We start from the raw sequence: 12,168 nt of genomic DNA, 5'->3' as shown, positions 1-12,168 counted from the left end.
CATGACCGCCACGGTCAGGTCCACTCCGGACCCCGTCCATCTCGACGCGGCCGCGGCCGCGGGCGAGCTGACGCCACTCGCCGACTACCTGGGCAGCGTGCTGCGCAGGTTGCGGGCGTTGCCGGCGTTGGATCTGGACCTGACCCAGGCGCACGGCAACGTGCTGGCCGACAACGTGGTGGCGTCCCACCCGTACCCGGCCTTCGACCAGGCCGCGATCGACGGCTACGCGGCCCGGTCCGAGGACATCGCCGCGGCGGCGGCCGGGCGGCCGGCCCGGCTGAACGTGGTGGGCGACCTCGCCGCGGCCAGCTGGCGGCCGGCCCGGCTCACGCCCGGCACCTGCTTCTCGGTGGCCGCCGGGGCGGCGCTGCCGCAGGCCGCCGACGTGGTGGTGCCGATCCGCTGGACCGACCAGGGCATGGCCTCGGTCGAGGTGCACCACCCCGTCAAGCGCGGCTACGGCGTACGCCGCACCGGCGAGATCGTCGCCGAGGGCATGGTGCTGGCCCGCGCCGGCACCGCGGTGACCCCCGCCCTGGTCGGCGCGCTGGCCGCCAGCGGGATCGGGCACGTGGTGGTGCGGCCCAGCCCGCGCGTCGTGATCGTGTCCACCGGCGACGAGCTCGTCGAGGCGGGCCGGGTCTCGCAGGCCGGGCAGGTCGTCGACGTCAACTCGCACGCGCTGACCGCGGCCACCGCGGAGGCGGGCGCGCACGCGTACCGCGTGGGGATCTGCGACGACGACCCGGAGGCGCTGCGCGCGCTGCTGGAGGACCAGACCCTGCGCGCCGATCTGATCATCACCACCGGCGGGTCCGGCACCGGGCCGGGCGACATGGTGCGGCGCATCCTGTCGCGCCGCGACGGCAGCCGCGCCGGCATGGTCAACTTCACCGACGTGTCGCTCTACCCGTGCGGCACGCTCGGTTTCGGCACCGTCGGCAGCGCCGAGGAGGTGCCGATCGTATGCCTGCCCGGCGAGCCCGGGGCCGCGCTGATCGGCTTCGAGGTGCTGGCCCGGCCCGTGATCCAGGTGCTGGCCGGGGCCGAGCCGGTGTTCCGGCCCTCGGTGCGCGGCCACCTGCTGGAGACCGTCGCGTCGCCCGGCGGGCTGCGTGAGTTCCGGCCGGCGCTGGTCGCCGAGCGGCGCGGGGGCGGATACACGGTGCAACCGCTGGCGGGCGGTGCCCGTACCCTGGCCGGTATGGCCGAGGCTAACGGACTTCTGGTGCTGGGTGAGCGGGTGACCAGCGCGGCCGCGGGCTCCACCGTGGACGTGCTGCTGCTGGACCGCCGGCGATGAGGGAGCGAAGCGAGCGAATCATGTTCCCGGGTCCTCATGCTGCCGACGAGCGCAGCGAGGAGCGGGCATGACTTCTGCGGTGGGGTATCCCGCGGTGCTCACCGACGGGGACGTCGTGCTGCGGCCGTACCGGCGCGGTGACGCCGGGCACTGGGTCGAGGTGCGCACCTACAACGAGGCCTGGCTGCGCCAGTGGGAGGCCACGCCGCCCGCGGCCTGGTCGGAGCTGAACTCGACGGCCGCGTTCCACATGATCCGGCGGGCCATGCGCCGCGGGGCCCGCCAGGGCGAATCGATGCCGTTCGCGATCTGCCTGCGCGAGAACGGCCGGGAGCGCCTGGTCGGGCACATCAACCTGGGCAGCATCGTGCGCCGGGCCTTCTCGTCGGCGTACTGCGGCTACTGGATCGATTCGCGGGTGGCCGGGCGCGGCATCATGCCCACCGCGCTCGCGCTCGTCGTCGACCACGCGTTCGGCCCCGGCAGGCTGCACCGCGTCGAGGTGAACATCCGGCCGGAGAACAAGCCCAGCCGTCGCGTGGTGGAGAAGCTCGGCTTCCGCGAGGAGGGCTACCACCCGCACTACATGTTCATCGACGGCGCTTGGCGTGATCACATCGGATATGCGCTGACCTGGGAGGACGTAGCCTCCGACGGCGGCCTGATGGCACGCTGGCGGCGTCGGCGCGGCTGAACCGGACTTCACCTTCCTACGGTGTGGCGTTACGCGATCACGTGATCACGAACGTAGGCTCCCCTCACTGGAAGTCTTACGGTGACCGATTCCTGAACCGGTCGGTCGCCACACCTTGGTGACGGGAGGGGTGAGGGTGCCGACCTCGGTGCTCCTCGCCGTCCTCGCCGCTGCCGGTCTGCTCGCTCTCGCCCCGGCGCTGGTGCGCCGGTACGACGCCACCGAGCGGCTGGTGGCGGAGCGGGCGATCTCTACCGCGCGGGTGCTGTCGCGCCGGCGCCGCCGCCGCACTGTGCCCGGCCGCCGCCCGATCCGGCCGCCGCGGGCACTGTGCACCGCTCCCGTGTCCGCCCCGCCCGTCTCCGGCAACGGCCCGTCCCGCACCCCGCTGCGGCTGGTCGGCCAGGGTGAGCGGGGCAGGGCCAAGCCGCGTCGCAGGCACCGCCCCGCCGTGTACCGCCGCCGGCGGCTGCTGGCCGGGCTGGTGCTGCTGAACCTGGTGCAGCTCGCGGGCGTCGTGCTGGTCAGCCCCGGTTTCCTGATCAGCGTGTCGGTGACCGGCTCGGCGCTGCTGCTGTACGTCGCCCACCTGCGCGGTCAGGCGCTGCGCTCGGCCCGCCGCCGCCGCGCCGAGGAGCGCCAGGCGCAGTGGCTCGCCGAGCAGCAGGCACAGGTCCGCCTCGCGCAGCGCCGCCGCGCCGAGGCCCGCCGCGAGGCCGCCCGCCTGCTCCAGGAGGAGCTGCTGCGGGCACAGGAGCAACTCGCCCTGTTGCAGGCCCAGGCCGAGACGCTGGCCGCCGAAGCGCCGCCGCCGCCCCGCGTGGCGACGATCTCCTACCGCGGCCGCCAGGCCGGCGTACGCGGCAAGCCGTACCACGCGGGGCCTGCCGCCTGACGCGCCCGCCGGGCGGCCCGCCATGATCGCTGTTTCAGGTCAGCGGGTGTGGCGGGGCCGCAGGTCCTGACCAGAAACAGCGATCTTCGACCGTGACCCACGACGCACCGGGTATGGATTCGCGAACGTCCGGCGGACCTGCTAACCTTGGCCGGTCCGTTACGCGGACCAACTCGGGGACGTGGCGCAGCCCGGTAGCGCACCTCGTTCGCATCGAGGGGGTCAGGGGTTCGAATCCCCTCGTCTCCACCGAGTTCAGCGGCCATCTTCCATTGATGAAGATGGCCGCTTCGCTGTTCGCGCGGCCGCGCAGCGCAAGTCGGATGACGCCGCCCCGCGGCGCGGCTAGGGTCGCGGCATGGCGACGGACTCCGACGAGTGGGTGACCCTCTTCCACTACAGCAGCATCAAGGCCCGGGTGTGGCACCGGGCCTGGGAGCGTTGACTGTTCCGGTGGGGCATGGACTGGAACCCGTTCACCGCTGACGAGCTGCGCCTCAACCACTACACCGTGCGCAAGCCCGACGGAACCGGCGGCTGCTCATGGGTCTGGGTGGTGCGGGCGAGCGCGCTGCGGCGCCTCGGCATCGAGCCGCCTGAGGTCCAGCAGCTGGACTGACCCGGACCCTGCACCCCGACGGACACGGCGAAGGCCCGTGGCGAGCGCCACGGGCCTTCGTGCGGCCGTATCAGATCCAGTTGTTGCCGAGGATCATGCGTTTCTGCCAGTCCACGTACGGGATCGGCTCGCCCGTGTAGATCGGGTAGAAGAACGCGAACATGATCACGACGAGCAGCACGAACGCGCCCAGCGCGATCGAACCGGCGAGCTGCCTGTTCTCGTTCTGCGGCAGGCCCGGCGGTGAGGTCATGATCGCGCCGAAGACGAACACCACGGCCAGGATCAGGAACGGCTCGGCCGGCATCGCGTAGAAGTAGAACATCGTGCGGTTCGGGAAGAAGAACCACGGGATCAGCGCGGCGGCCGTCATCGCCAGGATCGCCCCGGCCCGCCAGTCGCGGCGGGCGATGCCGAACCACAGCGTCGCGCCCAGCGCGGGCAGGAAGCTCCACCACAGCAGGGGCGTGCCCAGCAGCAGCACCTCCGCGGCGCACTGGTCCACCCCGCAGCCCGGGTCCCCGGACCAGTAGAACGCCACCGGACGGCCCAGCAGCAGCCACTGGATGGGCGCCCACGGGCCCGCCGACTGGTATGTGTGCTCCGAGCTGAGCCCTTCGTGGAAGTTCAGCGCCTCCTGGTGGTAGTGCAACAGGCTGCTGAACCAGTTCGGGGACCAGTTCCGGTAGTAGCCGCCGTCGGTGAGGATCCAGCCGCTCCAGCTCGCCAGGTACACGCCCAGCACGACGGGGATGCAGGCCAGCACCCACAGGCCCTCGTCGAGGATGGTGTCGCGGATCGGGTGGCGCACCCCGGCACTGCGCCTGGCGCCGACCTCCCACCAGATCACCAGCAGCACGAACACCGGCAGGAACGCCAGCGCGGACCACTTCACCGCGAGCGCGCAGCCCAGCAGCGCCGCCGCCGCCAGCCGCCACCACGGCACCGCGAACGCCGGGCGACTCGACCGGCCGCGCCCGTGCGGGTCCCCGCCGCCCTCCACGAAGCGCAGCCACCGCAGCCGCCGCTGATCGCGGTCGAGCACCAGCGCGCCGAACGCGGCCAGCAGGAAGAACATCAGGAACAGGTCGAGCAGGGCGGTGCGCGAGAGCACGAAGTGCATGCCGTCGAACGCCATCAGCAGGCCCGCCGCGCCGCCCAGCACCACCGAGCCGAACATCCGCATGGCGATGCGGGTGAACATCAGCACCGAGATGGTGCCGAACACCGCGGCGGACAGCCGCCAGCCCGCCTCGTTGTAGCCGAGGACCTGCTCACCCAGCCCGATGATCCACTTGCCCAGGGGCGGGTGCACGACGTAGCCGGCGGTGCCGTTCTTCTCGTCCCACTCGAACCCCTTCTCCCACAGCCAGTGGGCGTCGGTGGCGTAGTAGGTCTCGTCGAAGATCTTGCCGGGCGGCTTCGCCAGGTTGTACAGGCGCAGCACGCCCGCGAGGAAGGTGACCGCCAGCGCGGCCAGCCACGCGTACGGGTTCAGCCGCTGCTCCAGGGGCAGCAGCCGGCGCCGAACGACATTGAGCACGTGCGGCTCGGAAGTGATGGGCGCCTGCGGGGGCGCCGTCGCCGTCTGGGTCACGCCAAGGATCGTAGGCTGAAAAACTCGGAAACCGTCGCCTCAGTTCACGGTGATCGGCAAAAGAACACATCGAAGGCAGGGACAGATGGCGGAAGTCACCGGGCTGGTGCTGTGCGGCGCGCCGCTGGGCAACCCCGCGGACGCCTCGGCGCGGCTGCGTCAGGTGCTCACCGACGTCGACCTGGTCGCCGCCGAGGACACCCGGCGGCTGCTGCGGCTGGCCCGGGATCTCGACATCGTCATACCCGGGAAGATCGTCTCGTACTTCGAGGGCAACGAGGAACGGCGTACCCCCGAGCTGGTCGAGGCGATGCGGGACGGGCAGTCGGTGGCGCTGGTGACCGACGGCGGCATGCCCAGCGTCAGCGACCCCGGCTACCGGCTCGTCGCCGCCGCGCTCACGGCCGGGCTCCCGGTCACCTGCGCCCCCGGCCCCAGCGCGGTCACCACGGCCCTGGCGCTGTCCGGGCTGCCGTGCGACCGGTTCTGCTTCGAGGGCTTCCTGCCGCGCAAGGGCGGCGAGCGGCGGGCGCGGCTCGCCGCGCTCGCGGCCGAGGAACGCACCCTGGTCTTCTTCGAGTCCACCCACCGCGTCAAGGACACCCTCGCCGACCTGGTGGCGGCCTTCGGCGGCGACCGTGCCGCCGCGTTGTGCCGCGAGCTGACCAAGACCTACGAGGAGGTACGCCGCGCGCCCCTGGCCGAGCTGGCCGGGCTGGAGGAGCTCCGTGGCGAGCTCACCCTCGTCGTGGCCGGCGCGACGCCCGACACGACCCGGCCCACCGACGAGCAGCTCATCGCCGAGGTCGCCGCGCACGTGGCCGCCGGCTCGTCCCGGCGTGACGCCGCGGCCGCCGTGGCCGCCGCCCACCACCTCCCCAAACGCGACGTCTACGACCTCTCCACCCGCCGCTGACACCACGCCGAACCACCGCAACCCACCACCCGCGCCCCCAAAGCACGTGACCGCGTTGCGCCCCACCGGGCCCACCGGGCCCACCGGGCCGCCGCCCTCGGCCTCCGCATAGACACTGGCCTATCTGGATGAGTTCGATCGTCGAAAACTCATCCAGATAGGCCAGTGTCTATTGAAAGCGCGGTGGGGCCGTGCAGTCGGTCAGAAGGTGGCGGCGAGGAAGCCGATGGTGACCAGGAGGGGGCCGGCGAAGGCGAGGCCGACGGCGGCGAGGCGTTCGCGGCGCTCGGGCAGGCGCAGGGCGCCGGTGGCGAAGACGATGGCGATCGAGCAGAGCAGCACGATCGACAGCCCGACGATCCAGCGCAGGTGCAGGCCGCCGGTGCCGTTGGTGACGTACGCCCGGTGGCTGTTGGCCCCGACCATGCGCGCCGGGGCGCTCAGTCCCTCGGCCTGTCCGGGCGGGCCGAGCACGTTGACCGCGTCGACCGTGAAGTCGCGTGCCGGCGTGGCGAACTCGCCGACGCAGCGCTCCAGGAGCCCGCTGCCCGCGCAGCTGGTGACGGTCAGCGTGCCGGTCTCGCCGTGGCCGAGCGCGAGCCACAGCGGTTCCGCGCTGACCCAGCTGAAGAAGGCGGACACCAGCGCGAAGAAGATCAGGAACGGCATCGCGACACCCGCGCGTCGTGGCGCGCGGGGCGGCCTCGGCCGCTTGGGCGGTGCCACGGCCTCGGGCCGGGCGCGACGGGCGCCGTGCAGCCGGGGGTCGATCCAGCTCTCCCGCGGGACCTCCTGCACCGGCATGGTGAACGCCTCGGTGTGCGCCGAGTTCCCGAGAGCCTGCGCCGGCGGCGCTCCCGCCACCGGCCGGTGCCCCGCGGGCGGTGCGAGAGCGGGGGCGCCCGGCGTGGCGATTTCGGTCATGCGCCGGCCGGGTGCGGACCTGGCGTCGGTGTCCGGCAGGCCGTGCCCGCTGTCCTGGTCCGCGAGGTCCACCGTCACGGCGTTGCGCGCCGCGCGCACCGGGCCGGACCCCGTCGTGTCCGGCGTCGTCCTGCCGGCTGTCCGGCTGAACGCGGCCGAGGGCGCGTCGTCGGGCAGCGCGTACTGGTCGAACGGTTCGTCGGGGTCGGCGCGACGGTTGGGCTCGCCGAGCCAGGACGGATTCGTGCGGCCGGGTTCGGGCAGGTCTAGGTCGAAGTGGCCGGTCGGCTCGCCGAGCCAGGCGGGGTGCTGACGCTCGGGTGCGAACGCGGGTTCGGGGTCGTCGGCCAGGTCGTCGTCACGATCTGCGGAGGCGCTGTCGTCGACCGGAGGCGATGCCACGCCATCCGCCTGCACGGCAGGACCCTCGGTGACCGGCTCGGGAGGTGGCGCTGCCACCCGGTCCCGCGCCACGGTGGGTGGCGACGCGGGGTCATCCGGAGCGGTCGTCGGCGACGCCGCATCATCTGCCACGGGCTGTGTTGGCGTGGACTCCGGCAGGCCGGCCTGTTCGTGCGTGACCGGTTGCCGCGGCGCGGGGTCGTGCGGGCCGGTCTGCTGCTGCGCGACCGACTGCTGTGGTGCCGGCTCGTGCGGGACCGCCTGCTCGTGCCCGACCGGCTGCTGCGGCGCAGGGTCGTGCATGGCCTGCTGCTGCAGCGCACGGTCGTGCCAGTCGGCCTGCTCGTCCACGACTGGCTGCGGTGAACCAGGGTCGTGGGTGGCGGCCTGCTCGGCCACGACCGGCCGTGGTGGCGTGGGATCTGGCGTGGCGTGACGGCGCGACGGGGGCGGGTCGTCGGGGCGGCGCCATGGGGCGTCGGTGTCGGAAGGTAGCGCCACCAGGCCGGGCGGGGGCGGCGCGACGAGCGTGCCGGACCGGCCGGGCCGGGAGGGGTGGGCTTCGTCGCGGGCGGGGGCCGCGCCGGGCTCGACCCGCTGGGTGGGCTCATCGTGCGCGAGGCTGTCCACGTTATCCCTCATACCTGGTCATTTCACTCCAGTCGGACACTCGACAAGGGGATTTGCCGGGCGTGTCGTACGAGGTGACAACCGGTGCATAGGCCACTGAGCGCCTTCACTACGCTGGGTCGTTATGAGTCACGTTCTCGCCGCGGTCGCCTGGCCTTATGCGAACGGCCCCCGCCACATCGGTCATGTCTCCGGTTTCGGAGTGCCCTCCGACGTCTTCAGCCGGTACATGCGCATGGCAGGCCACGACGTGCTCATGGTGTCGGGCACCGACGAGCACGGCACGCCCATCCAGGTGCAGGCCGACGCCGAGGGCATCACGCCCCGGGAGGCGGTCGACAAGTACAACCGCATGATCGTCGAGGATCTGCACGGGCTGGGCCTGGCCTACGACCTGTTCACCCGGACCACCACCCGCAACCACTACGCCGTGGTGCAGGAGCTGTTCACCGCCCTGTTCGACAACGGGTACGTGATCGCGAAGACCACCCAGGCCGCGATCTCCCCGTCGACCGGCCGCGGCCTGCCCGACCGGTACATCGAGGGCACCTGCCCGATCTGCGGCTACACCAGTGCCCGCGGCGACCAGTGCGACAACTGCGGCAACCAGCTGGACCCGATCGACCTGATCGACCCCAAGTCGAAGATCAACGGTGAGACGCCGGAGTTCATCGACTCGGAGCACTACTTCCTGGACCTGTCGGCGTTCGCCGACGCGCTGGGCTCGTGGCTCGACACCCGTGAGGGCTGGCGGCCCAACGTGCTGCGCTTCTCCAAGAACCTGGTCGCCGACCTGCGGCCCCGCGCGATCACCCGCGACCTGGACTGGGGGGTGCCCATCCCGAAGGAGGGCTGGGACACCAAGCGCTTCTACGTCTGGTTCGACGCGGTCATCGGCTACCTGTCGGCCTCGATCGAGTGGGCCCGCCGCTCCGGCGACCCGGAGGCGTGGCGCAAGTGGTGGCAGTCCGAGGACGGCCTGTCGTACTACTTCATGGGCAAGGACAACATCGTCTTCCACTCCCTGATCTGGCCGGCGATCCTGCTCGGCTACGACGGTAAGGGCGACAAGGGCGGCAAGCCGGGCCAGCTCGGCGAGCTGGGCCTGCCCACCGAGGTGGTGTCCAGCGAGTACCTGACCATGGAGGGCCGCAAGTTCTCCTCCTCGCGCCGGGTCGTCATCTACGTGCGCGACTTCCTGGAGCGCTACGACGCCGACGCGCTGCGCTACTACATCGCGGTGGCCGGCCCGGAGACCACCGACACCGACTTCACCTGGGCGGAGTTCCTGCGCCGCAACAACGACGAGCTGGTCGCGGGCTGGGGCAACCTGGTCAACCGGACCGTCTCGATGGCGGTGAAGAACTTCGGCGCGGTGCCCATGGCCAGCAACCTGACCGCGGAGGACACCGCGCTGCTGGAGACGGTGCGCGGCGGCTTCGCCACGGTCGGCGGCCTGCTCGGCAACCACAAGCAGAAGGCCGCGATCAACGAGGCGATGCGGATCGTCGGCGAGGCCAACAAGTACCTGTCCGACCAGTCGCCCTGGAAGATCAAGGCGGAGGAGGACCGGCCCCGGCTGGCCACCATCCTGCACACCGCCCTGCAGGCGATCACCGACTGCAACACGCTGCTGACGCCGTTCCTGCCGCACGCCGCGCAGAAGATCCACGAGCTGCTCGGCGGCGAGGGCGTGCACGCGCCGATGCCGCAGATCGTCGAGGTGTCCGATCTCGACGGCGGCCCCGGCTACCCGATCCTCACCGGCGACTACACCGTCGGCGCCAAGTGGGAGCCGCGCGAGCTGCGCCCCGGCACGCAGCTGAGCGCGCCGACGCCGGTGTTCAGGAAGCTGGACCCGTCCATCGTGGAGGAAGAACTCGCCCGCCTGGAGAGCTAGAGCGGGTAAGGGATGTTGACGTCCTGGGCGTCGGTGACCTCGGTCGCCGGCGCCCAGGCCTCGTACACGCCCCGTTCGTAGCACTGCGCTCCCAGCGCGGCGACGTTCGTCGGGTCGGGGCGGCACAGGCGCAGCCGGACCCAGTTGCTGTCGGCCGCGAGCACGGTGCAGGGCGCGCCGCGCCAGTGCGCGTAGCGGGTGCGCCGCAGCAGCGACTCGACCGGGTAGCGGGCGGCCCGGCTCATCGCCAGCACCCGGAACTCCTCCGGCGGGTCGGCGACGGCCTCGTACTCCTCGCCCCGGAACGTGCCGATCAGCCGGCTGTGCACCGGCTCGGTGCGCGGGATCGGCAGGTACTCCTGGTCCGCGCTGATCTCGCGGAGCGGGTGCAGCAGCCGCCGCCACTGCGGGCCGACCAGGCGCAGCCAGCCCCGCTGCTCGGGCTGGAAGGTGTAGAGCACGATCTCGGTGCCGTCCGGCACGTACGCGACCAGCGCCGCGTGCGCGGGCAGCGGCAGGTCGGCGAAGTCCGCGGTGATCCACTCCGGGATCAGCTCGCTGCTGCTGGGCGCGAACCCGGTGCCCAGCACCGCCGCCCCGACCCGGTCGTGCGGCGGCATGGCCACCAGCCCGGCCACGGTGTCGCCGCTCGACGGCTGGTAGTCGCGCGGGTCGACGGCCCGCCAGCGCAGCAGGTAGGCGATCTCGTCGGCCGGGTCCTGGGCGCCGGTGCCGCCCGCGCCGAGCACGGCCAGTTCTGCGGGGGTACGCAGGTGGGCGAGGTCCCATTCGCGGTAGCAGAAGCCGTGCGGCAGGCGGCCACGCAGCAGGGCGGTGACACCGGTCGGGTTCAGTGGCATGACCATCCGGGTGCCCCGGCGCACGGTGGCGGTCGCCCGCACGGTGCCGACCAGCTCGGCGGCCTGCCGGTCACGTGGTGGGCGCTGGCTCAGCCGGTGTACGTGCTCCCAGCTCACGGCACGTGACAGCGGCGCGCACAGCGGCGACTCCGGGTGCGTCGCGGCCGGCTCCTGCGCGCCCGCGGTGACCTCGGCGGCCGGCACGAACCGGTGGTACGCCCACTGGGCAGGGTGGTCCAGGCGCAGGAAGCCCGGCGCGGGCGTCTCACTGAACAGCTCGTACGCGGCGCCACCGGCGACCGCGTCCGCGGCGTAGGCGCGGCCGTCCACGAGTACCGTGCCACGGTCGGTGTCATTGACGGTCGTCACGGGTTTTGACGCTAATGCCCGCGCGTGCCCCGCAGATGAACGAGGACTGAACAGAAGGCCGCGCGCGGGGTGATCGACCTCGCAGCGGGACCGTGCGCTCACCGACCGCTGTGTCGGTCGGCCGGGGTGGGATCATGGGCGGGTGACCAACGATCGCGCCGCGCGGGCCGCCGAACGCCGCTGGGAGTCCTTCCCGCCCGCCCCGGAGCCGCTGCCGCACCCCGTGCTGGACAGCCACACCCACCTCGACATCGTCGCCCAGGACGGCGGCGACCCGGCCGTCCAGCTCGACGCCGCCGCCAAGGTCGGCGTGGACCGGCTGGTGCAGGTGGGCGTCGACGTGGCCTCCTCGCGCTGGGGCGTGGCCTGCGCCGCCGAGCACGCGGCCGTCGTCGCGACCGTGGCGCTGCACCCCAACGAGGCCCCGCGACTGTCCGATCTGGATGCCGCGCTGGCCGAGATCGCGGTGCTGGCCGAGGACCCGCGGGTGCGCGGCATCGGCGAGACGGGCCTGGACTTCTTCCGTACCGGGGAGGAAGGGCTGGCGCCGCAGGAGCGCAGCTTCCGGGCGCACGTCGCGCTGGCCAAGCGGGTCGGCAAGCCGCTGGTCATCCACGACCGCGACGCCCACGCCGACATCCTGCGGGTGCTCGACGACGAGGGCGCCCCGCCGACCGTGGTGATGCACTGCTTCTCCGGGGACGAGGCGTTCGCCGCCGAATGCGTACGGCGCGGCTTCGTGCTGTCCTTCGCCGGGACGGTGACCTTCAAGAACGCCCCGCAGCTGCGGGCAGCGGTCGCGCTGACCCCACCGGAGCAGATCCTGGTCGAGACCGACGCGCCGTACCTGACGCCGATGCCGCACCGGGGACGGCCCAACGCCTCCTACCTGATCCCGCTGACCGTGCGGGCGCTCGCCGAGGCCAAGGGCATGCCGCTGGCCGAGATGTGCCACGCGATCTCGGACAACGGCGACCGCGTCTTCGGCCCCTGGTGAGCCTCGCCCGACACAGCAGAACGCCCTGCTCCCCGGTGGTCCGGGGGCAGGGCGTTCTG

The 12,168-nt window shown here is 72.6% G+C and carries 10 protein-coding genes and 1 tRNA gene; 8 read left to right on the top strand and 3 right to left on the bottom strand.

All coding sequences use genetic code 11. The features are described 5' to 3' along the window. Position 1: 1 nt before the first annotated feature. The 5 genes from F6W97_RS04385 to F6W97_RS04365 all read left to right on the top strand — a co-directional run bounded on the left by F6W97_RS04385 (position 2) and on the right by F6W97_RS04365 (position 3,514). Positions 2-1,306, top strand: coding sequence for a molybdopterin molybdotransferase MoeA (locus tag F6W97_RS04385; RefSeq protein ID WP_155368865.1), 1,305 nt, complete (start codon positions 2-4; stop codon positions 1,304-1,306). Between the two features lie 67 nt (positions 1,307-1,373). Continuing rightward, complete coding sequence (locus F6W97_RS04380; protein WP_155368864.1) at positions 1,374-2,000, top strand: GNAT family N-acetyltransferase; 627 nt, start codon at positions 1,374-1,376, stop codon at positions 1,998-2,000. Positions 2,001-2,130: 130 nt separating this feature from the next. Next, positions 2,131-2,895 carry a divisome protein SepX/GlpR gene (gene sepX / locus F6W97_RS04375; protein ID WP_196278975.1) on the top strand — a complete coding sequence of 255 codons (765 nt, stop codon included), beginning with the start codon at positions 2,131-2,133 and terminating at the stop codon, positions 2,893-2,895. 175 nt (positions 2,896-3,070) lie between these two features. Next, positions 3,071-3,144, top strand: a tRNA-Ala gene (locus F6W97_RS04370). 211 nt (positions 3,145-3,355) lie between these two features. Next, entirely contained in the window at positions 3,356-3,514 is a 159-nt protein-coding gene (locus F6W97_RS04365; RefSeq protein WP_155368862.1) for a hypothetical protein, read from the top strand. A gap of 70 nt (positions 3,515-3,584) precedes the next feature. On the opposite strand, the gene F6W97_RS04360 is transcribed toward F6W97_RS04365, so the two are convergent. Next, entirely contained in the window at positions 3,585-5,111 is a 1,527-nt protein-coding gene (locus F6W97_RS04360) for a dolichyl-phosphate-mannose--protein mannosyltransferase (RefSeq protein ID WP_230686412.1), read from the bottom strand. A gap of 85 nt (positions 5,112-5,196) precedes the next feature. Here F6W97_RS04360 and rsmI point away from each other — a divergent pair, with 85 nt between their 5' ends. After that, positions 5,197-6,027, top strand: a complete 831-nt coding sequence (rsmI, locus tag F6W97_RS04355; RefSeq protein WP_155368861.1) for a 16S rRNA (cytidine(1402)-2'-O)-methyltransferase — start codon at positions 5,197-5,199, stop codon at positions 6,025-6,027. A 201-nt stretch (positions 6,028-6,228) separates the two neighbouring features. On the opposite strand, the gene F6W97_RS04350 is transcribed toward rsmI, so the two are convergent. Next, positions 6,229-7,995, bottom strand: coding sequence for a hypothetical protein (locus F6W97_RS04350; protein ID WP_155368860.1), 1,767 nt, complete (start codon positions 7,993-7,995; stop codon positions 6,229-6,231). 112 nt (positions 7,996-8,107) lie between these two features. On the opposite strand from F6W97_RS04350, the gene metG reads away from it, so the two are divergent. Next, positions 8,108-9,883: a methionine--tRNA ligase gene (gene metG, locus F6W97_RS04345; protein WP_155368859.1), complete on the top strand. Its 1,776-nt coding sequence runs from the start codon at positions 8,108-8,110 to the stop codon at positions 9,881-9,883. Here the strand turns inward: metG and F6W97_RS04340 are convergent. Further along, positions 9,880-11,112, bottom strand: coding sequence for a hypothetical protein (locus tag F6W97_RS04340; RefSeq protein WP_155368858.1), 1,233 nt, complete (start codon positions 11,110-11,112; stop codon positions 9,880-9,882). The two genes, metG and F6W97_RS04340, sit on opposite strands and share 4 nt — an antisense overlap. 142 nt (positions 11,113-11,254) lie before the next feature. On the opposite strand from F6W97_RS04340, the gene F6W97_RS04335 reads away from it, so the two are divergent. Then, the gene (locus tag F6W97_RS04335) at positions 11,255-12,109 is read left to right on the top strand and encodes a TatD family hydrolase (protein WP_155368857.1); all 855 of its coding nucleotides are present in this window, start codon (positions 11,255-11,257) and stop codon (positions 12,107-12,109) included. Positions 12,110-12,168: the final 59 nt, after the last annotated feature.

Source organism: Catellatospora vulcania (genome assembly GCF_009720385.1).
In the GTDB taxonomy this organism is placed as follows: Bacteria; Actinomycetota; Actinomycetes; order Mycobacteriales; family Micromonosporaceae; genus Catellatospora; species Catellatospora vulcania.
The sequence above is the reverse complement of the archived record's forward strand: the minus strand, read 5'-3'. Positions and strand labels throughout refer to the sequence as shown.

Bases quoted from the DNA above. Each gene is read 5' to 3' on its own strand.
- F6W97_RS04385 (WP_155368865.1), top strand. From the start codon at position 2: ATGACCGCCACGGTCAGGTCCACTCCGGACCCCGTCCATCTCGACGCG.
- F6W97_RS04380 (WP_155368864.1), top strand. From the start codon at position 1,374: ATGACTTCTGCGGTGGGGTATCCCGCGGTGCTCACCGACGGGGACGTC.
- F6W97_RS04365 (WP_155368862.1), top strand. From the start codon at position 3,356: ATGGACTGGAACCCGTTCACCGCTGACGAGCTGCGCCTCAACCACTAC.
- rsmI (WP_155368861.1), top strand. From the start codon at position 5,197: ATGGCGGAAGTCACCGGGCTGGTGCTGTGCGGCGCGCCGCTGGGCAAC.
- F6W97_RS04350 (WP_155368860.1), bottom strand. From the start codon at position 7,995: ATGAGGGATAACGTGGACAGCCTCGCGCACGATGAGCCCACCCAGCGG.
- metG (WP_155368859.1), top strand. From the start codon at position 8,108: ATGAGTCACGTTCTCGCCGCGGTCGCCTGGCCTTATGCGAACGGCCCC.